The organism is Maribacter sedimenticola, assembly GCF_900188415.1.
Classification (GTDB): Bacteria; Bacteroidota; Bacteroidia; order Flavobacteriales; family Flavobacteriaceae; genus Maribacter; species Maribacter sedimenticola.
The window spans coordinates 653,092-676,494 of record NZ_FZNV01000001.1 but is presented as its reverse complement, the minus strand read 5'-3'; the positions used below and the strand labels follow the sequence as shown (position 1 = coordinate 676,494).

General features: G+C 37.8%; 14 protein-coding genes and 1 tRNA gene. 7 read left to right on the top strand and 8 right to left on the bottom strand.

The window, feature by feature from the left end; all coding sequences use genetic code 11:
- Positions 1–70: 70 nt before the first annotated feature.
- Positions 71–2,488: a TonB-dependent receptor plug domain-containing protein gene (locus tag CHB68_RS02770; RefSeq protein ID WP_143815162.1), complete on the bottom strand. Its 2,418-nt coding sequence runs from the start codon at positions 2,486–2,488 to the stop codon at positions 71–73.
- A 127-nt stretch (positions 2,489–2,615) separates the two neighbouring features.
- On the opposite strand from CHB68_RS02770, the gene CHB68_RS02765 reads away from it, so the two are divergent.
- A complete protein-coding gene (locus CHB68_RS02765) occupies positions 2,616–3,977 on the top strand; it encodes a cation:proton antiporter domain-containing protein (protein ID WP_089259322.1) in 1,362 nt (453 codons plus the stop codon).
- A 15-nt stretch (positions 3,978–3,992) separates the two neighbouring features.
- Here CHB68_RS02765 and CHB68_RS02760 read toward each other — a convergent pair whose 3' ends face one another.
- Both CHB68_RS02760 and CHB68_RS02755 read right to left on the bottom strand, forming a co-directional pair.
- A complete protein-coding gene (locus CHB68_RS02760) occupies positions 3,993–4,325 on the bottom strand; it encodes a hypothetical protein (protein WP_179213125.1) in 333 nt (110 codons plus the stop codon).
- Between the two features lie 198 nt (positions 4,326–4,523).
- Positions 4,524–4,594, bottom strand: a tRNA-Gln gene (locus CHB68_RS02755).
- A gap of 168 nt (positions 4,595–4,762) precedes the next feature.
- Here CHB68_RS02755 and CHB68_RS02750 point away from each other — a divergent pair.
- Positions 4,763–8,113, top strand: coding sequence for a glycosyltransferase family 117 protein (locus CHB68_RS02750; protein ID WP_089259320.1), 3,351 nt, complete (start codon positions 4,763–4,765; stop codon positions 8,111–8,113).
- A gap of 58 nt (positions 8,114–8,171) precedes the next feature.
- Here the strand turns inward: CHB68_RS02750 and CHB68_RS02745 are convergent, their stop codons facing one another.
- From CHB68_RS02745 to CHB68_RS02735, 3 genes are all read right to left on the bottom strand, one after another.
- Complete coding sequence (locus CHB68_RS02745; RefSeq protein WP_089259318.1) at positions 8,172–8,468, bottom strand: thioredoxin family protein; 297 nt, start codon at positions 8,466–8,468, stop codon at positions 8,172–8,174.
- 92 nt (positions 8,469–8,560) lie between these two features.
- Entirely contained in the window at positions 8,561–9,790 is a 1,230-nt protein-coding gene (locus tag CHB68_RS02740) for a metallophosphoesterase (RefSeq protein WP_089259316.1), read from the bottom strand.
- A gap of 58 nt (positions 9,791–9,848) precedes the next feature.
- Entirely contained in the window at positions 9,849–10,571 is a 723-nt protein-coding gene (locus CHB68_RS02735; protein WP_089259314.1) for a copper homeostasis protein CutC, read from the bottom strand.
- Positions 10,572–10,612: 41 nt separating this feature from the next.
- Between CHB68_RS02735 and CHB68_RS02730 the strand changes: the two genes are divergently transcribed.
- From CHB68_RS02730 to CHB68_RS02710, 5 genes are all read left to right on the top strand, one after another.
- Positions 10,613–11,599, top strand: coding sequence for an isoaspartyl peptidase/L-asparaginase family protein (locus CHB68_RS02730; protein ID WP_089259312.1), 987 nt, complete (start codon positions 10,613–10,615; stop codon positions 11,597–11,599).
- Positions 11,600–11,660: 61 nt separating this feature from the next.
- Positions 11,661–14,495 carry a DNA polymerase I gene (gene polA / locus CHB68_RS02725; protein WP_089259310.1) on the top strand — a complete coding sequence of 945 codons (2,835 nt, stop codon included), beginning with the start codon at positions 11,661–11,663 and terminating at the stop codon, positions 14,493–14,495.
- A gap of 125 nt (positions 14,496–14,620) precedes the next feature.
- Positions 14,621–18,646 carry a leucine-rich repeat domain-containing protein gene (locus CHB68_RS02720; protein WP_089259308.1) on the top strand — a complete coding sequence of 1,342 codons (4,026 nt, stop codon included), beginning with the start codon at positions 14,621–14,623 and terminating at the stop codon, positions 18,644–18,646.
- Complete coding sequence (locus CHB68_RS02715) at positions 18,643–19,320, top strand: hypothetical protein (RefSeq protein WP_089259306.1); 678 nt, start codon at positions 18,643–18,645, stop codon at positions 19,318–19,320. The genes CHB68_RS02720 and CHB68_RS02715 overlap by 4 nt, the downstream gene beginning before the upstream one ends.
- Positions 19,321–19,413: 93 nt before the next feature.
- Complete coding sequence (locus CHB68_RS02710; protein WP_089259304.1) at positions 19,414–19,725, top strand: T9SS type A sorting domain-containing protein; 312 nt, start codon at positions 19,414–19,416, stop codon at positions 19,723–19,725.
- Positions 19,726–19,732: 7 nt separating this feature from the next.
- Here CHB68_RS02710 and CHB68_RS02705 read toward each other — a convergent pair whose 3' ends face one another.
- Both CHB68_RS02705 and CHB68_RS02700 read right to left on the bottom strand, forming a co-directional pair.
- Positions 19,733–22,180, bottom strand: coding sequence for a TonB-dependent receptor (locus CHB68_RS02705; protein ID WP_089259302.1), 2,448 nt, complete (start codon positions 22,178–22,180; stop codon positions 19,733–19,735).
- Positions 22,168–23,283 (bottom strand): DUF4249 domain-containing protein, encoded by a 1,116-nt coding sequence (locus CHB68_RS02700; RefSeq protein ID WP_089259300.1) that lies wholly within the window; start codon positions 23,281–23,283, stop codon positions 22,168–22,170. The genes CHB68_RS02705 and CHB68_RS02700 overlap by 13 nt, the downstream gene beginning before the upstream one ends.
- Between the last annotated feature and the right edge of the window lie 120 nt (positions 23,284–23,403).

Below are 23,403 nucleotides of genomic sequence, written 5' to 3'. Positions count from 1 at the left end.
TACCTTTATATCCTTTCAGCACTGCAAATATAATATTTTTTAGGATTAATGTCCTAATTTTCAATCACAATCATTCAATAATTTCAATCGTTTTCTCTAACCGCAAAGGATTACCATTTTGATCTAATCCTTGCAGAACAATAGAATACCCCCCAATTGCCTCTTTTGTATCTATTTCGATTAAGGAATTATCCTTTACCGCTACATTGGGCGCCCAATACAACACCTCACCATTGTTATTAATATGGCCTTTAGAACGATAGTCCATAAATTCATTTGCCTTGGAAAAACCAGGAATTGTGGCATTGACCCAATTAACAGGCCCTACAGATGCGGAATTATTATAATTTCCCCTCTTGGTATAGAATGCAATAACACCATTACCTCCCCTACCTCCAAAAGCGGCTGCACTGGCACCTTTTATAACATCTACAAACATAATTTCCTCTGCAAGTAATTGTTTAGCGGCATCAGCAGAGGTTGGAGCACCATTGATTAGAAAAAGAGGGTCTATGGATTCACTGATCGTTCCAACGCCCCTAACCAAAACCCTTTGATTGGGATAAATACCGCTTACATTCACGCCCGGAGTCTGCATCAAGAGATCAAGAGCACTTACTGCCCCTAATTTGTATTTCAATGAATCTGCTACTATACGGTTATTATAAGAAAAATAAGGGGTTAACTTATTGTATTCCTTATCACGCGCAATTTGTTCTGACCAAGCATCTGACTCAACAACCACCTCTTCCAACACAGTTACTTCGTCATTGATGTCCATCAATTTATCTGACAAGTTTTGCCCAGCATTCCTTTGACCTTCGCCAATAATGCCGCCCTTGTTTGATGAACGCATTGTACTGACAGCAGGCCAGGTATCAAAAATATCTATTTCCAACGCATCTTTTGGTAATTTTCCCGCACCTACTTTATTTACATGTACCAATACGTTTAATGAATCATAAAAAACATAGGGTCCAAATTCAAAATCGCCCATAGCATTTGTCATACTACTTTCCTGAAAAAGCGACCCTCCGTTACCTGTTAAGGATACGGAGGATTTTGACGCATTTACAGCATTTTTCAACCCGACATTTCCTGACACCATTATACCAAGTTCCGGCCTATGCACCACCTCATCTATCTTAAATTCCTTTATTTTTTCCCAATCTACTTTATAATTATTATCCAATATCATCATGGCGTCCACGGCCTCTTTCAACTGTAACTCGCTTAAATCCCCAGACCCTTTCATTTGTGTTGCCGTTGCCAATGAATTACCCAAGGCGCTCATTTGCAAACCCGCTACTTCTTTATTTTCAATAATTCTATCTTTTGATACTACGGACAATGAAACATTACCCCTTAAATAGTCCGCACCTTCAATACCCAATCTAATGGGCTCACTACTACGATAAGTTTCCTTATCGAGCGTTAAACCAACAGCACCAAAATCACTCATTAAATTCAATGAGCGCTGACATTTGGCATTACCAAGCTGATCAAAAAGTGAAAAAGATACAATACCAGTACCCAAATCCTTTTTAGCTATTTTAAAAAGTTTTTCCGTGTTTCCGCTTTTTTCACCCAATTGATATACCGATAATGGAGTTTCCCCTTTATGCGCCAAGAGTACACTTTTTTCTAGCTCCTTTTCATTTGTGCCAGCTACGCGCACCACAATATAATCTGACCCTTCCTTTACATGTAAACCATACCCTTTACTTATAACCTCCGGCAGCTTTTTTTCGTAAACTTGATCTCCAGAATTTATTCTTAAGAAATAAGATTTATTACTAAGTGGAGTGAAGTAAGCTTTTCCATAACCGGGAGATACCAACTCAAAATTGGTTACTACATTATCTTGATCATCTATTATAACACCACTATCCGCAAGCTTTCCCCCAATACCATTTACAGCTTTAACCCCAACGGCAGCAACCAAACCACTCACAAAAGATCCACCTTCCGGCCGCACATCAATATTCACTTCATGATCAAGATTGCCATTTTTTTGCCCAAGGTTAATATTCGTTTCATTTTGTACAACAATAGGCTTTACATGAATTCTTGGATGTTCGTTATTAAGCATTAATTTGGTAAATGCCCTTATATAATACTTACCTGTATCCCAATTATTGGTAATGGACACATCTCCATAAGCCCCATTGTCCGATACCTTTAATTTTCTTTTATCCACAACATCCCCATGCTCATTAACCACTTCTACATAAGCCACCCCACTATACGGTTTTTCCATATTGCTTAGACCATTGGTCATAAAAACACGGAACCAAATTGTTTCCCCTTTAACATAATAATCCTTATCCGTATGCACAATGGTGCGCTCATTGGCCAAATGACCATAATATTTTAGATGCTCTATCAGCTCATTCATTTTTTGTGGAAGAGGAGTATTTGTACTGTATGGGACAAAACTTAAAAGAACAAAGCTTGCTATTAAAATAGGCAATAATATTTTTCTCATATCGGCAAGAATTTCAAAAATTAACACTGATTTTCCTTAAAATTACATCAAAAAATATACCGAACTTACATCAAGTCAAAATTTAACATTCCCGTTAAATCTTTACCTTTAACCTACATTATTACCTATGGAAACACTAACCACTTACGATTTCATTATTACAGCATCCATCATAGTCATTGCATCTTTTTGGTTTAATATAATCAGCAAGAAAACAAATATACCTTCTGTATTACTGCTAATTCTTCTTGGTATAATCTTAAACCTAACACTACAATTTTTGTTTGGCTCGGTCCCGGATTTTATTGGCAGTTTAAAGATATTGGGAACAATAGGATTGATCATGATCGTTCTGGAGGCGGCGTTGGAACTAGAACTCAAACGGGAGAAATTCTGGCCCATTCTCAAATCAATGGTCATTGCGGTATTAGGCCTTATAGCTTCTGCCTATGTTGCCGCTTTAATTTTACATCAATTTATCCCTAATATGACCATGCAATCTGCCTGGCTTTATGCAACTCCTTTATCTATTCTTTCCAGTGCAATCATAATCCCTAGTGTAGGCGGGCTTAATGAAAAGAAAAAAGAGTTTCATATCTACGAAAGTACTTTTTCCGATATTATAGGAATAATGATGTTTTACTTTTTGACCGGCAAACTGAATCCTACCGAAGATCAAGGAGCCGTTGGTTTTGCATGGAATTTGGCACTAACCATTGTTATTGCTTTAGTTGCCAGTTATGCTATTATCCTAATATTTCAGCGAATTCAAAGTCAGGCTAAACTTTTTTTACTTATAGCTGTTTTGCTTCTCTTGTATGCTATTGGCAAAAAAATGCATTTGTCCTCTTTAATCATCATTTTGGTCTTTGGACTTATCGTTAAAAACGTAAAATTATTTTTCCCTGGCAAAACCAAAATTTTTCTCGAATCTGAGCGAATGAAGCAGATATATCACGAACTACATATTATAACCTTAGAGACCGCTTTTGTGATCCGCACATTCTTTTTTGTCATCTTTGGAGTCACCATTGTACTTTCTTCCCTATTAAGTTTAAATGTTGCTTTTGTAAGTTTATTGATCATAATATCTATCTATGGAATTAGATATTTGTTGTTATTTGTGTTTATAAGAAAAGACATCCTACCTCAATTATTTATAGCACCCAGGGGATTAATTACCGTTCTATTGTTCTATGCCATACCCTCAGAAGCACAAGTAGATGGTTTTGAATCTGGCATACTACTCTTTGTGATTATTGCCACAAGTTTGATTATGACATGGGCCATGATAAAGGACAAACAAAAAATTGGGACTTTATTAGATGAAATTGATGAAGAAATAGTAGACCGGAATCTTACCGAGGATATTATCCGCGAAAATCAAATGGAAAATAAAAAGGAAATTTCCGAAAAAGGACCTGGTGAACAAATCATAGATTCCACTACAAGAAAAGATATGGGAAATAAAAGCGGGACGCTAGAATAATACCTTTCAAAAGTATTATTCAGACAAATAAGAAGCCTGAACTTCCTGTCTTTCATTAACAGCCTGAAGTTCTGCTTCCCCTAAACTATCCACTTCCTTTCTAAATCGTAAAATCATAAGGGTATCTAACTGTTGATCAATACTGTCCCTAAACACTTTCCAATTGGTAGCGTTCATTTTACTATTATACTCCATTATTTTGTTGAACCTATCCAAATTATACCTGTTGGCCTTCCACGCATGTGTGGTACTCTCTTCATGCTTTAGATCTTGAAGGTAAATTCCAATACCAAAACCAGCAATAATTACAACGATTATAATTTTTAAAACTTTTGGGGAAAGGTTCATAAGGTCAAGTAATTTAGGGTGCTAAGTTAACAAATACGGTGATTGAAATAGTTTCTTTTCCGATGAATTTGTAACCTTATCAGTTTAAATGTACAAAAATACTTACATATTTAAACAGCTTCCTAAATTTTATTATTTACCGCACCATAAAGAAAAACCCGTTATCCAAATTGGATAACGGGTTTAAACACTTCTTAGTTGGCCCACAAGGACTCGAACCTTGAATGACGGTACCAAAAACCGGAGTGTTACCATTACACCATGGGCCAATACCTTCTAAGAGGCTGCAAATTTAAAACAAAGTTTCGTTTCACCAAACATTTTTTATGGTAAAAATTAAAAACATCTGATTACACCCCTGTTAAAGGTTTATAAAAATTGTTTATAGTTGTCTATATTAATTAGTAAATTCGCCACTTAGGTTTAACCCAAGTTTCATGTTTTCAAAGAACTATCATAAGTGGGACATCATATTAGGATGGTCCGTGTTTTTCATTGCCCTAATTACATATTATATTACTGTTGAGCCCACCAATAGTTTTTGGGATGCCGGGGAATATATAGCCACAGCGGCAAAACTTCAAGTAGGACATCCACCAGGAGCACCTTTATTGCAAATGATCGGCGCATTTTTTGCAATGTTTGCCATTGAACCTAGCAAAGTGGCCATGATGGTAAATTTAGTTTCCGGTGTTTCCAGTGCCTTTACCATTTTGTTCATGTTCTGGACCATAACGAATATTACCAGAAAGTTGATCGATAAGGATGGCCCTTTTACCAACAGTAAGGCTATTGCCGTGTTTGGGAGTGCCATAGTAGGTTCTTTGGCCTTTACCTTTTCAGATAGTTTTTGGTTCAATGCCGTAGAGACGGAAGTATATGCCATGGCAAGTTTCATTATGGCCTTGTTATTATGGCTTGGTTTAAAATGGACGGATAATCTGGATGATCCTCGCGGCAATAGATGGATTGTTTTAATATCATTTGTTGTTGGCCTAACATTTGGAATTCAGTTTATGGGCTTTTTGGCCATTCCCTCCATTGGCTTGCTATATTACTTTAAAACATACAAAAAAACGACTGTCAAGAATTTTTTGATCGCCAATATTGTGGTCATTGCCATATTAATGCTTGTTTATAAGTTTTCGTTGACCTATGTCTTGAAACTATTTGGTTGGGGAGAAGTATTCTTTATCAACAGTATTGGATTGCCCTTTAATTCGGGATCGATTATAATAGGTATATTGTTCATTGCCGCCTTTTATTTTGGGTTGAATTATACCAGAAAGAACAATTATAGAACGGCTAATACAATTGTATTGTGCCTTATGTTCTTATTTCTTGGGTTTTCATCTTGGCTAATGTTGCCTATCCGTGCAAATGCCAACGTGGTGATCAACGAAAACAACCCAGAAGATGCCAGGGCATTATTAGCCTACTATAATAGGGAACAGTATCCTGGGGTAGATAGTCCCGTTTACGGATCATACTATTCAGATATGTTTGCCCCACCAGGGGAAGACCAAGATGGCAAACCCAAGTATGAAAAGGATTATGCGCTGGGCAAATATATTATAGTAAACAAATACAAAAACGCTGTTCAGGGCCCAAATCCTGACCACCAAGGGTTGTTGCCCAGAATGTGGAGCCCTCAGAATGCGGAGAACTATATGCGTTACTTTGGCGCTTTGGATTTTAGGGTAACCCAGTCCAGTCAAGAATTACGGCAAGCGGCAGAACAGGTTAAGACCGGATTTGCCAATGGGGAAATTGGAGCAGATCAATACATTAGTTTTCTTAAAAGATTTGACGAATACATTGAGGTACAGCCCCCAACACTATGGGAGAATATTGAATACATGATAGAATTTCAGTTCAATTACATGTATCTACGTTACTTTATGTGGAACTTTGTTGGTAAACAAAATGATGTTCAAGGTCGTTATAATGAAAACGGAAATTGGTTAAGCGGTATTAATTTTATAGACAGTCTAAGACTGGGAAGTCAAGATAATTTACCTAGTGATATTAAAAATAACCCTGGCAGAAACACCTATTTTTTTCTACCATTGCTTTTAGGAATCATTGGTATTGTCTTCCAAGTTTCCAAGGATAAAAAACAATTTTGGGTCCTTATGATTTTCTTTCTTTTTACCGGGTTGGCCATTCAGTTCTATACCAATCCAGGAATATTTCAACCTAGGGAAAGAGATTATTCATTGGTAGGTTCTTTTTATGTATTTGCGCTGTGGATCGGAATCGGGGTTTACGGTCTATATGATGGTTTCAAAGATTGGGTAACCCCAAAAATACTAGCACCTGCCGTAGTTATTGTAAGCCTACTTGCCGTACCAACGGTAATGGCCGTCCAAAATTGGGACGATCATGACCGATCCAATAGATTTACCGCCAACAGTACCGCTAAAGCCTATCTAGATTCGTGTCAGGAAGATGTTGGGGCCATTCTTTTCACCATAGGGGACAATGACACCTTTCCTATTTGGTACGCCCAGGAAATTGAAAATTATAGGACAGATGTACGTATAGTGTGTACCAGTCTATTTGAAACGGATTGGTATGTGGACCAAATGAAGAAAAAAGCCTATGAAAGTGACCCAATCCCTTCTCAGATTTCACACGAGAAATATAGAACGGGCTCAAGAGATGTCCTATATCATCAAGGTATTACGGAAAACAGGTGGCCGATCAAAGACTTTATTAATTGGATCGATAGTGATAAGCCACGTACAAAACTTAAGTATTTATTTGAACAAAATGGTGCTGATTTAAGTCAATATTCTGAGGATACCCAAAATATGGTTTACTATCCTACCAATAAAATAAGGGTTCCAGTGAACAAACAGAATGTGTTGAACTCAGGTCTTGTCAAGGAAAAAGATGCAGATTTAATCGTAGACTATATAGATATTGACCTTCCTGGTGCCATTACCAAAAAAAGCATGATGATGCTCGATATTCTTGCGAACAATGATTGGAAACGCCCGCTCTATTTTTCCGGGGGTAGTTTTGATGATGCAGAATACCTTTGGATGAAGGACTACCTACAACTAGATGGTCTTGCCTATAAATTAGTTCCAATCCGCACAGAACGTCCAAATGCTTTTGAACTGGGACGGATAGATACTGATCTTATGTACGACATTGTCAAGAAATGGGAATGGGGCAATGCCGGAGGAGATATTTATCATGATACACAAACCCGTATTCAGAGTGTTTCATTTAGAGGCAATTTAGCACGATTAATGGAAGCATTGATAAAGGAAAACAAAATGGACAAGGCTAAGGAAATCATTGAAATCTCCTTACAGAATATGCCTGTGGACAAGTTTGGCTACTATACATTAATAGAACCATTTATAGATGGTTATTATAAGGTGGGCGAAAGTAAAAAAGGGTATGAACTCTTTGAGGTCTTAAAGAAAAAATATCAAGAAAGGCTGGAATATTATGCCTCTACCAATGTAGATGAACAATATAGCAACATTGATGATATTATCGCGGATATGGAAGCCTACAGAAGAAACATAGATATTATCATACAGAACGATACGGAAGACTTAGCTGAAAAAGAAACCTTGATCTTTAACGAATACATTGATAAGTTTCAGCATTTCTACAAGGATGAGGATAGTATGGAACTTTTGGAGGAAAGTATTCAAGGAGATCCAGATATGACGGACACTCTTCCCATATCGGACACCATAGTTCCGGACAACACCAAAACAGATATGTTGGAGGACACGGTCAATCTAAGCATACAACAATAAAAGCTTTGGGCATGGCCCAAAGCTTTATCGTATAATTTTAACACTGGTAAGTAACTTCCTAAACGTATTCCTTAAGAATACCTATAAGGGTATTGGCATCTTGTTCACCGCTTTGGCGCCAGACCATTTCCCCTTTTTTATAGATCATTAATGTAGGCAATCCTTTAACGCGCAAGGCTTGGGAAAGTTCCTTATTTTTATCCACATCGATCTTGATCACCTTGCCTTTATCCCCTAAAGCTGCCGCTACATCTCTAAGCACAGGGTGCATAGATGTAGACTGCTCGTTCCACTCGGCATAAAAATCGAGTAGTACCGGTATTTTTAAATCTATAAGCTCTCCAAATTTGGACATATAAATTGCTTTTCTATGTTAGCCAAATGTAATAAAAATTGTTAAAAAATTATCCTTGACTTCTTATTTGTATGACTTTAAAAGGGTTAAAATCATGTTAATGCCTTTTTTCGTAAAGTTATAACGGTAATTTCTGGCCAAATACCAACTCTTCCTGGGTAGCCCAAGAATCCAAATCCCCTATTTACGTTTATGAACTGACCCAATTCCTTATAAATTCCTGCCCAATATGGGTAACGCCATTTTACTGGGCTCCATTTTACCCATCCTGGTATTTCTATACCAAATTGCATTCCATGGGTATGTCCGCTAAGGGTAAGATGATAATGATAAGGGTCATTAATGACTTCCATCTCCCAATGCGAAGGATCATGACTCATCAATATCTTAAAATCATCCTTATCTATTGCTGCAGAAGCCTTTTTAAGGTCCCCTGCTTTCTTAAAACCGCCCTTTCCCCAATTTTCCACACCTATCAACGCAATTTTATCTTCCCCTTTTTGCAAATAACGATGCTCGTTTAACAAAAGGTCAAAACCCATGTTTCGCTGCAATTCTTTAAGATCTTCCAAATTTTTGCTTTTAAGCTCCTCCGTTTCCCATGGAATGTAATCCCCGTAATCATGGTTGCCCAATACAGAAAACTTACCATCTTTTGCTTTTAATGTACCAAAGAGATCAGCCCAGGGCAACATTTCAGAAGTCATATTATTGACCATATCCCCCGTAAACAAAAGCACATCACTTTTCTGTTTATTAATGAGGTCAACACCATACTCGATCATCTTTCTATTATCAAAACTACCACTATGAATATCAGATATTTGGGTAATTTGATAACCATCAAAACTTTCCGGCAAATCATCAAACTCCAACGTGTACCGCAATACCTTAAAATTATATTTACCCTTATACATACCATATAATAATGCCCCAAAGGGAATAGAGGCTACGCCCAAGGCCAATAAGCTCAAGAAACGTCTGCGTGCCGGAAGTCCAAATTCCTTTCCTGCACCAAAAAATCGTTGATATATTCCGGTAGAGATTCTGAAAAGATCCTCAGAAAACAAAAATAATATGGTAATAATATTGAAGGTCAACACTGTCAATAACAAGCCAAATGCATAACTCTTGGAAATACTTAAGACACGTCCTGTTTCCTCACCAACCGTAAATTGATAAATAAAATTGGCCATGACCACCAAAGAAATGGCAATATACAGGTAGGACCACCATGGTTGCTTAGTTACTGTTTTTAAGGCCTGCAGTACATAAAAGCTAAGTGCTACATATAATATGGTAAAAATAACCCATCGTGCCATAAATTCTATTTTTTACAAAGATATCCGTATCACAGTGGTATACGTGCTCATTTCAATTTTATTTAACCTTGGTCACCACTTCATGAACATTTTTAAATTGGGTCACGGCCACATGGTCATCACTTAAAAAAGATTTGGAATTCATGGTTATAGGCGCAATTTTATCCAGTTTTTTTTCCATTGCGGTTCCGGATAAGTGTACGGCTTTAAAACCTTGGTCCTTGAACAAGCTTACATTACCTGCATTGACACCTGAACCGGGCATAATATCAATATATGAACTATGTTTTTGTAAATCGCATAACAACTGTAGACCTTTAGGTGCAGAATTTTGCTGCCCTGAAGTCAACACGTAATCCATTTCCAATTCTTCCAATTGCCTAATTGCCTCTATAGGGTTTTCTACCCAGTCAAAAGCTCTATGAAAGGTAAATTTCAAATGACCGGCAGCCTGTTTCAATATTTTTGTTCGTTCAACATCTACCTTAAAATTTTGATGCAATACCCCTGAGACAATTCCAGAAAACCCCAGTTCAACACACAAGTTAATATCGGTCACCATAATATTGAGTTCATCATCTGTATATGAAAAATTGCCACTTCTTGGACGTATCAACACATGAACGGGAATAGAAACCCGCTCCTTGACCATTTTCAACAATCCATAGGAAGGTGTCAATCCGCCTACAGCAAGCTCTGAACAAAGTTCAATTCGGTCTGCCCCAGCACGTTCCGCAATCAAGGCAGATTCCAAGGAATTTGCACAAACTTCTACTAGCATATTCTTATATTTAAGGCCTCTAAAAGTAAAGAACCCAAACCATGAAAAGAAGAAAGTTCATAAGAAATTCCAGCACAATAGCGGCAGGTATCATATCTGCACCAATTTTAGCCTCTTGCAAGGAGGAAACGGCCGTTAACCTACCAAGTAAGGCCCCAACTGTTCCTATTGCCATATGTACCTGGGATTTTGGAAATGCAACGGCCAAGGCTTGGGAGGTATTACAGGAAGGCGGCAGTTCGTTAGATGCTGTTCACCAAGGCGTTATGGTAGAGGAGAATGACCTCAACAACAATACCGTAGGTAATGGCGGTCGTCCCGATCGTGACGGAAGGGTTACTTTAGATGCATGTATTATGGACAAGGACGGGAATTGCGGTGCCGTATTGGCCATGCAAAATATTGCCAATCCCATTTCCGTGGCAAGAAAGGTAATGGAAGAAACCCCACATGTTATGTTGGCCGGCAAAGGAGCGGAACAATTTGCATACGAGCAAGGTTTTGAAAAGACCAATCTACTTACTGAGAAAGCAAGACAAGACTGGCTTGAATGGAAGAAAACTTCTGAATATAAACCAATTATCAACATTGAAAACCACGATACCATAGGTATGCTGGCAATTGATGCTAAAGGTGATATTGCTGGCGCATGTACTACGAGCGGCATGGCCTATAAAATGGCCGGTAGGGTTGGTGACTCCCCTATCATTGGAGCGGGACTGTTCATTGATAATGAAGTTGGCGGGGCAACTGCGACTGGGGTAGGTGAAGAAGTGGTCAGGACCGTAGGCAGCTTTCTTATCGTTGAACTCATGCGGCAGGGAAAAACCCCTCAAGAGGCTTGTGAGGAAGGTGTTAAACGCATCATTGCCAAAAACAAGGATAAGCAAGATTTTCAAATTGGGTTTATAGCCATAAACAAGCAAGGAGAAACAGGTGCATATTGTATTCACCCGGGGTTCACGTACAGAACATACACCAAAGATGGTCATGTCAACAATCCCTCACAGAGTTACCTTAACGGGTAAGACTTAAAATGAATTCCATTTCAATTTGTACTTTTAATCCCTACACAAACAATATACTCACATGGCCGATCAAAAAAGACTGTTTTTACTAGATGCATATGCATTGATATTTCGTGGTTACTACGCCCTTATAAAGAATCCAAGAATAAATTCTCAAGGTATGGACACCTCCGCAATCATGGGTTTTATGAATTCTTTGTTTGATGTGATCAGAAGGGAAAAGCCAGACCATTTGGCCGTATGCTTTGACAAAGGCGGTAGTGTGGAACGTACGGAAATGTTTGAAGCATATAAAGCAAATAGGGACGAAACACCGGACGCCATTCGTTTGGCCATACCTTATATTCAAGATATTTTAAAGGCAATGCACATACCTAGTGTAGTATTGGAAGGCTGGGAGGCAGATGATATCATTGGCACATTGTCAAAACAGGCGGAAAAAGAGGACTATAAGGTTTTTATGGTTACTCCTGATAAGGATTTTGGACAATTGGTCTCAGAAAACATTTTTATGTATCGCCCGGCACGTATGGGTAACGGTATTGAAATCTGGGGAATTCCTGAAGTTCAAAAACGTTTTGGTGTAGAGCGTCCGGAACAGGTTATAGATTATTTGGGCATGATGGGCGATGCCAGTGACAATATCCCGGGCTTGCCAGGTGTTGGCGATAAGACTGCAAAAAAATTCATTGCCCAATTTGGCAGTATGGAGAATCTTTTGGCCAATACCGATCAGCTAAAGGGAAAGATGAAAGAGAAGATTGAGGCCAATAAGGAATTAGGTATTTTATCCAAAAAACTGGCAACCATTTGTATAGATTGCGATGTTACTTTCAACGCATCTGACTATGAGCTTTCCGTGCCGGATTTTGAAAAGGTGCAGGAAATTTTTGAACAACTAGAATTTAGAAGACTTAAAGATCAGTTTTTGAAAATATTTGCAACGGACACCCAAGAGCAGGTTACACAGGTTTCTAGCACACCTACAGCCAAGAAAGAACTGCAAGATGCGGGTTCCGGTCAGTTTTCCTTGTTTGGCAATGCTGCAGATGCAGGAGCCACTGTCAAGGATTATTCCAGCAGAAAAACTATAGCGGATGTGGCCCATGCCTACCAAAGTGTACTACCGGGTATGGCGATGAAATTATTTTTACAAAATTTAATGAAACAACCCTCGGTATGCTTTGATACCGAAACTACGGGCCTTAACCCTATTACGGCAGAATTGGTAGGTATTGCTTTTTCGTGGGAGGCCACCAAAGGGTTTTATATCCCATTTCCCTATAATAAGGACGAAACCCAGAAACTGCTAGAGGAATTACGCCCGTTCTTTGAATCTGAAACTATTGAGAAAATTGGCCAAAACCTTAAATATGACATTAAGGTATTGGACAAATATAATATTGACGTGAAAGGACCGCTATTTGATACGATGCTGGCCCATTACCTCATTAATCCGGATATGCGTCATAATATGGATGTATTATCTGAAACTTATCTTAATTACACTCCCATCTCCATAACGGAACTAATTGGAAAAAAAGGTAAGAATCAGTTGAATATGCGAGATGTACCGTTAGAGAAACAAACGGAATATGCCGTAGAGGATGCGGACATCACCTATCAACTAGCACAACATTTTAGACCAGAATTAAAAGAGGCCAATACGGAAAAACTGTTCAATGATATAGAAATACCTTTATTACGCGTATTAGCGGATATGGAACTTGAAGGCATTAATTTGGACAAGGAGTTTTTAAACTCACTTTCCCAAGATTTAAACGACGATATTGCCACACTTGAGGCAAAAATATATGAAGTGGCCGGTGAAGAGTTCAATATTGGATCACCCAAACAATTGGGCGAAATTCTTTTTGACAAACTGAAATTGGTTGACAAACCTAAAAAAACCAAGACAGGTCAATATTCAACTGCAGAAGATGTATTGTCCTATTTGGCAAAAGACCATGAGATCATACAAAATGTATTGGACTATAGGGGGCTTGCAAAACTTAAAAGTACCTATGTAGATGCATTGCCCGAACAGGTAGAACCCTCTACGGGTCGTGTACATACAGATTACATGCAAACCGTGGCAGCTACAGGACGTTTAAGCAGTAACAATCCCAATTTACAGAACATTCCTATTAGAACGGAGCGGGGACGTCAAGTACGAAAAGCTTTTGTTCCAAGAGACGAGAACTATACATTATTAGCAGCAGATTACTCACAAATAGAACTACGGATCATTGCGGCACTTAGCGAAGAAACCACAATGATCGAAGCCTTTAAAAATGGCGAGGACATTCACGCCTCTACTGCTTCAAAGGTATTTGGGGTTCCCTTGGAAGAGGTGACCAGGGAACAAAGAAGCAATGCCAAAACGGTTAATTTTGGTATTATATATGGTGTATCGGCCTTTGGATTAAGTAACCAGACCAACTTATCCAGATCAGAGGCAAAAGAACTTATAGACACCTATTATAAAACATATCCAAAACTACGGAACTATATGAGCGAGCAAGTTGATTTTGCCCGTGAAAATGGCTACGTGCAAACCATTTTGGGCAGAAGGAGATACCTAAAGGATATAAATGGCAGCAATGCTATGGTAAGGGGCGCAGCGGAAAGAAACGCGGTAAATGCCCCTATTCAAGGTAGTGCTGCCGACATAATTAAAATTGCTATGATCAACATTCATAAAAAGCTAGAGGAAAAGAAGTTCAAGACTAAAATGCTTTTGCAAGTACATGATGAATTGGTATTTGATGTTTATAAAACCGAATTGGATGAATTAAAGCACCTGATCAAGGCTGAAATGGAAAATGCCTATAAAATTGCCGTTCCGCTGGATGTAGAAGTAGGTGTTGGTGATAACTGGCTGGTTGCGCACTAGTTAGCTTAAAAACTAAAATATCGACTTAAAATTTGCAAAAATAAAATGTTGTAGTATATCGATTATTAATACTATAATATAATTATGATAGTTATATTACGGTTAGATAACCTACAACAAAACCTATGTCTAAAAACTACACTAAACTGCTTTTTGCAGTATTTATCCTGTTTAGCTTTCAACTTTCATCCCAAGGCACAGCTGCTTCTGACCGAGAGGCGTTAATAGCCTTTTACAATTCAACAGATGGAGATAATTGGACTATCTCTTGGGATTTAAGTGCCCCTACCGATTCTTGGTATGGTGTCACAACAGACGCAAACGGAAGAGTCACGAACATTCTTATTCAGTCCAATGGTTTGGTAGGTACCTTACCGGATGAACTAGGGAATTTATCTGAATTACAGAGTTTAGAACTACACAGAAACTTTTATATTGGCTACATACCAAATATTCTTAACGGTTCAATCCCCAGTACATTTCAGAATCTTAAAAAACTTGAAATTTTAAACCTTTTTGCTACAGGTATCAGCGGGACTATTCCAAATGAGATTGGGCAAATGACCGCTCTTAAGGAACTATGGTTATCCAGTAATGAACTCACAGGAGAACTACCAACAACGCTTGGGGACCTTTCAGATCTAGAGTTGTTGTTAATAGGAAGTAACAAATTAACCGGTAACATTCCTGCACAATTAGGACAGTTAAGTAATTTAAAAAGATTAAGCCTAATAAACAATGAACTTACAGGTAACATCCCTTCTGATTTAGGTCTGTTAACCAACCTTACGGAGCTAAACCTAGGTTGGAACGATTTAACAGGAAATATACCCGATACTTTCGGTCAATTGGTAAATCTAAAAATTTTGTATTTATCCATTAATAAGCTGTCAGGTCCTATACCTTCAACTTTAGGCAATTTATCATTACTAGAAAACCTAGAAATGGGTCAAAATAGTCTTACCGGCACAATACCAAATAGTCTAGGGCAATTAAGTAACTTGACCAGACTTATTCTTAGAACCAACAACTTGGAAGGTGGCATACCTTCAGAAATAGGACAGTTGACAAACTTGGAAGAAATACTCTTAAGTGGTAATAATCTCACAGGAACAATTCCTGTACAATTAGGAAATTTAAGCAATTTGACCAAGCTACATTTACATGATAATCAATTATCAGGTAATATTCCAGAAGAATTAGGCAATCTTACCAACATGGCTGACCTAAACCTATACAAAAACCTTTTAGAGGGTAGTATTCCCGTAAGTCTGTCCCAGTTAAATAATTTGACTTCACTCAGCTTTAGCTCAAATAACCTTAATGGTAATATCCCTATTTTTTCTAAGGACAATATTCAAGTTTTATCATTTACGAACAACAATTTCATATTTGAAGATTTGTTCAATACGCTGGGCAATCAGGCCAATGCAATTTACTATCCTCAACTAAATATAGATGAACCTGCAACCATTGACACGGAAACAGGGGAGGTCTTTACCATTTCGGTTACCGCCACAACAGATTCCAATAATAATTACCAATGGCGTAAAGATGGAGAAGATATTGATGGTGCTACCAGTTCCACATTTACCATAACAAGCGTTTCCTCTGCAGACATAGGATCTTATGATTGTTTAATTTCAAATTCCGCTTTACCGGAATTAATATTAAATAAAAACCCTATTCTACTAACGGTAGACGGAGCCAGCATTATAGATACCGACAATGATGGTATTGCAGATAGCAACGACGAATGTCCTAATACGCCCCCTGGAGAATCAGTGAATTTTACAGGTTGTTCTTCCAGTCAGTTAGATGATGATAATGATGGCGTGACCAATAATCTTGATGTATGTAGAAATACTCCGGTAGGTGAACCAGTTGATGAAAAAGGATGTATAATTATTCCTCCTAACCAAACCAACTATCTGCAAAATTTTAGTTTTGAAAACTGGTCGGGAACTCCAAATGCTCCTGACAATTGGTCAATAGTGAATGCTACATCTTTTTCCCAAGCCAATTTCTATCATGCAACGGAAGGTCGTTTTGCATTACGACTAGATTTAAGCACAAGTATATCTGAAAGAACCGAGTTAAGCACTAGAAATGTAAGCAAGGTCTCATTACAGAAAAACAAGGCACATACGTTCGCTTTTGATTATAAAGTTTATGTAGGTACAGGTGAATCTATAACGGCCACACTTTGGATATTAAAGGATAACGGAAATTATGCAACACAATATATTGCAGAATCGCTCTCTTTAAATACAGATGGCGAATGGCACACCTATTCGTACGACTTTACTACGGATACCGAAGATGAGGACTATGTTTTTGAATTAGAATTCAGAGCCACATCTGCCCCACAAAGTATAATTGTAGTAGACTATATGCGCGTACTTGGTGAAACTCCACCAGACGAAGATAATGATGGGGTTACAGATGCCATTGACCAATGTCCAAACACATCTCCCAATGCATTGGCCGTAGATGATAATGGCTGCGAAGTTGCAATAGACAATTCCAGTATAATTGAAGACCCTAGTTTTGAAGATTGGTCAATTGGCGGAGGTAGTAATTTGGCTAAATGGGGAATTAATTTGATACCTGGAAGTTCATGGAACAAAAATGAAGATATAAGTGATAATTTAGAATATAGTCTAGAATTGACGACGGGAGATAACGGATCTAACGCTTCTTCAATTTTTCAAAATGATATTCAATTATACAAAGGTGTAGAATATGAAATATCAATTGACTATAAAGTAATTCAGGGCAGCTTCAACATATTACAATTTGAATTATCCCGAGGCATATTTGCCGAAAGTGTGCATAAAGTAACCACAGATCCTTTTGATGACGGATGGCGAACATTCAAAGTATATTATACCGCAGAATCAAATGAAATCGTAGATTTAAATATTAGGGCGGTATCCGATCAACCACAAGATCACATCTTATTGGATAATATGGTACTTAGAGCAAACATTGCCAGTACCGATGATGACAATGATGGCGTTGAGAATACAATTGACCAATGTCCAAATACACCAGCCGGAGAAACCGTTAATTCCAACGGGTGTTCACAAAGTCAATTGGATGATGACAACGATGGCGTATTTAACGATAATGATACTTGTCCAAACACCCCACAGGGTTCTTTTGTAGATAATAACGGTTGCCCAGTAACGCAAACAGATACAGATGAAGATGAAGACGGGGTATTTGATGCGGATGATATATGCCCAAATACACCTGCAGGACAAACGGTCAATAGTAACGGATGTGCACAGAGCCAATTGGACGATGATAACGATGGTGTAAACAACGCGGTTGATCAATGTCCAAATACGCCAATGAACGCCACTGTAAATTCAGTTGGGTGCACGTCAAGTGAAAGTTCATTACCCAATATTCCCAATAATGGTATACAAGTAAAGGTTACCAGTACAAGTTGTCCCAATACCGCTAATGGAGAAATAACGGTTAACTTTAGTCAGGACTATAATTATACCGTAAAGTTCATTGGAGGTTCGTTGAACACGACATACACTAACATTGACAGCAGTGAAGATTTAATACAGTCAGACCTAACGGCCGGCATATATTCAGTATGCGTAAGTATACCGGAATATCCAGCTTTTGAACAATGTTTTTCGGTAACCGTAGGTGTGCCAGAAGATTTTACTACAGGAAAAACCGTGATAGATTATCATACACAGAAAGCAAGGATTATTGTATCAGGGAGCAAAAATTATGAAGTTTTGGTCAATGATAAATTGTATACCTACCAATTTAATGACTTATCCAACCAAGAACTTTCATTTCCGTTGGATAAGGGAATTAACCACATTTCAATAGAAACCGATAAAATTTGCCAAGGTACGTTTAGTGAGCACCTCATCATAAACAAGGCAATACTATCCCCTAATCCTGTTGCAGAAACATTAAGAGTAGAAGGTCTTGACACGATGAACAACGCTCAAGTTTTAATTGCCAATCTAAACGGAGTAACCGCTTTGCATACAACTAGCGTTATAAGCAATGGAATATTTTCAATGGATATATCTAACCTTGACCCAGGTGTTTATATGTTGACCATTTTAGAGAATGAAAAAGAAATCAACTTAAAATTTGTAAAAAAATGAAAATAGCTATACAATTAATTCTAGCAATGACCATATTGGTTTCTTGTGGTGGCAAGGATTCTAACAGTCCTACCCCACCAAAAGAAGAAGCGGAAAAAGAATTAGGTGCTTTTGCATTAACCTTCCCAGACAATAATCTTATCTGTACGGAAGGCGAGGAAAATGCAGAAGGAGGCATAGATATTGAGTTCCTTTGGACCGCATCTGCCAACGCAACCTCTTATGACCTAGAATTAATAAACCAAGAAACGAATACTACGGATACTAGAACGGTAAACGGAACATCAGTAGTAATAAGTTTACCTAAAGGCACCCAATTTACTTGGCAGATAACTGCCAAATTAAATTCAAAAACCTTAAAAAGCGATTCTTGGAACTTTTATTCACAAGGTACGGTGACCGAAAACTACGCTCCATTTCCGGCAGTCATAGAGGTAGAGGACCAAGGAAATTCAACAGTGGCCATTTCTTGGATTGCCGAAGATCTAGATGATGACCTTACCAGTTATGACGTATCTATAGAAACAACGCAAAACCAAGAAGTCCTGCTAGAGGATACAACATTGACAACAACGAATTTCACCTATACAAACGGCGAAGTTTATATTGTAAAAGTTATCTCAAAAGATAGTAACGGTAATACGTCTACCAATGAATTGACATTTAGCTTTTAATAAGCAATGTTAAATATTTCTCAATACTAGACGAAACCAACTTTTAAAAACGTTAAAATATAGCGTACCCGTCAAATTGGGTGCGCTATTTTAATGAAACACTATATCATCTTCATATACTTAACCGTTCTATTCTGCCTTAATACGCAGGCACAAAATAGTAGGGATGATGTGAAGATTTTCCCGAATCCGGCTACCAATGTGGTCAATGTCATAGGGCTTGTAAATACCCCTACTGCACATATTAGTATAACAGATGTTTATGGAAATCAAGTTATTTCTCACCAATGGAGAGTTAAAAACAATGCATTGAACATACCCATATTCAATCTTGAAAATGGAATTTACCTAATCATTATCCGATCGGATCAACAAACCATTCAGCGTAAATTTTACAAACAATAATATAGCCTTACTGAAACACGAAATTATAGGTCAATGAAAATAATGGGCTATTTAAAATGGAAAGTTCATAGGAACCTAAAGGACTACCAAGAAACACATCAGTATCTACACCATCTTGTCGTTGCGCATAGTAGTTATTGAACGGATTTCTTCTGCTATACACGTTGTAAATGGTAAACGTCCAATCGCCAACCCATCTTTTGTTCAACTTTTTACTATATTTTACATTCCAAGAAAAATCCAATCTATGGTAAGGTCTTAGACGTGCATTGTTGCGTTCAATAAAAATGGGTACATCTAAATTTTCCAATTTAAAAACACTGTTGGCAACGGTATAGGGCCTTCCGGTCTGTCCGGTAAAATTAAAACTCCAAGTGTTGTATCTATCCCCCTCAAAGTTAACCGTTGAATTGATGACATGGGGCCTATCAAAATCCGAAACGAACCAATTATTATTGTTGATCCTATCTCCAAGTTTTTCATTATTGGACCTTAATAAACTTTTTGACCACGTATAATTAAACCAACCATTAACCTTTCCTGTAGATTTTTTAATACTGAACTCTACCCCATAGGCTTTTCCTTCTCCCTGTATAATATCACGTTCAAGAAATTCTTCTAAAAAGAAATCCGCTCCAGGTTTAAAGGTCAAATTATTTTCAGATGACCGGTAATAGCCTTCTAAACCAAGTTCTATTTCATTATTTGAGATGTTCTTATAAATACCAAGACCATATGTATCACTTAATTGCGGTAGAATATTAGGGTCGGATGTTTTCCATCTAGAGGTGGGTAAAGGCGTTGTACTATTGTACACATTTTGAAGATATTGCTTGGAGCGGGCATAACTAGCCTTGATAGATGTTGATTGGTTCAATTTTATATTGGCACCCAATCTTGGTTCCAAACCGTTGTACGTCTTTACGCCAGCACCTTTTTCAAACTCGTTGACCGCAAGCAACAATCCCGTATTATCATCCAGAACAGCCTGTCTGTAAGGACCTACCAACACATAATGACTAAAGCGCAACCCGGCAGAGATTGCTACGGCATCTGTAGGATTATAGTTCATATTGGCATAGGTTGCAAACTCATAACTGTTTTCCTTGGCCAATATAACCGGGTCTACACTATTACCGTTACCGGGACTTAGTTCCCCCGGACTAATTTCATATTTATTGGCTTGGATACCTAAATAGTACGAAGCATCTTGGTTGATTTCCTTTGAAAATTCAGAAGCCAAACTTTGATACACAATCTGAGAAGAGAACTCGATGTTGTTGGGATTATCAACTTCCGGAAAAATGGTTTTGGGCGCATAATTGCTCATGACCAAATAGGTTCTAAGATTACTTTTTTCATTAAAGGAATGCCTCCAGTTCAATGTGCCGTTCAATGTCCTAAAATCATATTGATTGTTCTTGGCGTTGATATTTTGAATTTTAGTGATCAAATCCAACTGATAATAATCTTTGCTATAAAAACCTGTAAATGTAATCTGGTCATTATTGGTTGGTAGATATAATAATTTTAAGGTACTGTCATAGAAATTTGCCTTGGTATTTTTTAAACGTTCAGAAAAGAGGGGCAGTAGAAAATCCGTAAGTCCGGCCCTACCCCCAATGGCAATCATGAGTTTATCCTTTATTATTGGAGTTTCTATATTTAACCTGCTTGAAACAATACCTATCCCCCCGCTTAATTTAAATTTATCCACATACGGATTCTTTACTTTTATATCCAATACAGATGTTATTCTACCACCATAGCGCGCAGGAATATTGGCCCTATATAAATCTACACTAGAAATTACATCTGGTGTAAACACAGAAAAAAGTCCAAATAAATGAGTTGGATTAAAAACAGGGGCATTATCATACAATAACAGATTTTGGTCCAAGGCTCCTCCCCTAACGGACAGTCCATTACTTATTTCCCCTGCGTTGTTTACCCCGGCCAAAAGGGTCATACTTCTGAGTACATCTGCCTCGCCCAGACCAGAAGGCATTTTTTTAAGCTCCTGTGTTTGCAATTGCAGGGCTCCCATTTGTGGAAGTTCCAAGTTATCATTGATTCTTTTTGCACGCACAATTACCTCGGACAGTTGTTCCTCTTCCTCTTCAAGATACAGCTTTATCGTATTATTGAAATTTAGGTCAACAATGGTACGTCTACTTTTAAAACCAATGTAGTTTACGGTAAGCTCATAGGTATTGGCTTTAAGCCGTATGGTAAAAAGACCATTATTATTGGTAATACCACCACAAGCGCAGGGTTGTATGGTTATCTCCGCACTTTCTAAAGGCTGGTTAGTGGACTTTTCATAAACCTCTACCCCTAATAAAAATTCTTGGGCGGAAAGTGTACCAGAAAAAAATACGGTCATAATAAATGCTAAAAACATAATGATATGGGTATGCTTAGCATATAACGTTTTATGAATTAATTTATCCATGCTGCAGGTTTTATTGCGGTTCTAAATCGTTCTTCGTTACAAGCAGCCTGTGTAGTCGCCGGTGGAGGATATGGAGATTGAAATGTGGGCTCAATACTCAAGGCTCTCTGAGGATCTAACTCCTTTTCAGGAATATCTTCACGTTCAATAAAAATATCTGCTGATGTCGTTGCCGCAGCGGTAAACCTTCCAAACACAAAATCATCCGTATCATTGGGGTTGTACATATTACCGATCAGAGCTGCCGGTGGAGGTGCATTAAAACCACTATTATTATCGACCAAATCTTTTAATACCTTATAATACTCATAGGCATCTGGGGTCAACGACAACTGCTGGATTTCTATTAAAATATTGTTTTTTGTATATAAGGGAATTTTTGCAACCTCCAAATCTGTGGTCGTTTTACCATTGGTGAATTTATCGTCAAAAATAGAAATGCTCTCCGGCAGACGTATAAGCCAACATTCTTGATCACACAAATAGTTAAAATAATCTGGGGTGGCAACATTGGTTTGCTGACAGGTTTCATTTCTGTAAATACCGTCAAAACAAGTTTGGCAAACCACCAGTTTTTCAAAAGATTTAAATGTCCAATAGTAATAATTCTCATTTTCAATTGGATCGTTGAACGTCAATGAAATTGTATGGCCGGGCTCAAAAGAATTTGTACCATCATTAAATTGTAGTTCAGGGTCATAAGTAGCCTTTATATTAGTAATGGGCACGGGTTGTAGTATACGCTCCGGTTGGGAATGGTATTGGGTACCGTCCAACAAAGTTACCTGTAATTGCCATTGCTCACCAATATTGGCCTTAAATTCTACAGATGGCACATAGGCCCCTTCCACTTCGGTCAAATTGACCACTTCGCCAGAAACGGAATTTATGAATGAAACGCTAGCACCTTTTTCAAACTTCGTCTTATTTATTCCAAATTCAGTGGTAGATTTATTGATTATTACAAAAGAGCCCCCTTTAACCGTGGTGGCAATACCTTCTATAAATACCAGTCCTTCTTTAAACTCAAATTCAGGTTCAACCGGGTCAATACAATTGAACAGTAATATTGACAAAACGAGTAGAAAGATTTTTTTGGCCATGACTTTATTCAAATTATCATAAGTGTAATGAATACGCTTAAAGATAAACCGAATAATAACAACTTGTTACAAAAAAGAAAGGCCTTCACAAATTAATGCAAAGACCTGTATTTTTTTACA

Coding starts and splice junctions, on each gene's coding strand:
- CHB68_RS02770 (WP_143815162.1), bottom strand. CDS start 2,488: ATGAGAAAAATATTATTGCCTATTTTAATAGCAAGCTTTGTTCTTTTA.
- CHB68_RS02765 (WP_089259322.1), top strand. CDS start 2,616: ATGGAAACACTAACCACTTACGATTTCATTATTACAGCATCCATCATA.
- CHB68_RS02760 (WP_179213125.1), bottom strand. CDS start 4,325: ATGAACCTTTCCCCAAAAGTTTTAAAAATTATAATCGTTGTAATTATT.
- CHB68_RS02750 (WP_089259320.1), top strand. CDS start 4,763: ATGTTTTCAAAGAACTATCATAAGTGGGACATCATATTAGGATGGTCC.
- CHB68_RS02745 (WP_089259318.1), bottom strand. CDS start 8,468: ATGTCCAAATTTGGAGAGCTTATAGATTTAAAAATACCGGTACTACTC.
- CHB68_RS02740 (WP_089259316.1), bottom strand. CDS start 9,790: ATGGCACGATGGGTTATTTTTACCATATTATATGTAGCACTTAGCTTT.
- CHB68_RS02735 (WP_089259314.1), bottom strand. CDS start 10,571: ATGCTAGTAGAAGTTTGTGCAAATTCCTTGGAATCTGCCTTGATTGCG.
- CHB68_RS02730 (WP_089259312.1), top strand. CDS start 10,613: ATGAAAAGAAGAAAGTTCATAAGAAATTCCAGCACAATAGCGGCAGGT.
- polA (WP_089259310.1), top strand. CDS start 11,661: ATGGCCGATCAAAAAAGACTGTTTTTACTAGATGCATATGCATTGATA.
- CHB68_RS02720 (WP_089259308.1), top strand. CDS start 14,621: ATGTCTAAAAACTACACTAAACTGCTTTTTGCAGTATTTATCCTGTTT.
- CHB68_RS02715 (WP_089259306.1), top strand. CDS start 18,643: ATGAAAATAGCTATACAATTAATTCTAGCAATGACCATATTGGTTTCT.
- CHB68_RS02710 (WP_089259304.1), top strand. CDS start 19,414: ATGAAACACTATATCATCTTCATATACTTAACCGTTCTATTCTGCCTT.
- CHB68_RS02705 (WP_089259302.1), bottom strand. CDS start 22,180: ATGGATAAATTAATTCATAAAACGTTATATGCTAAGCATACCCATATC.
- CHB68_RS02700 (WP_089259300.1), bottom strand. CDS start 23,283: ATGGCCAAAAAAATCTTTCTACTCGTTTTGTCAATATTACTGTTCAAT.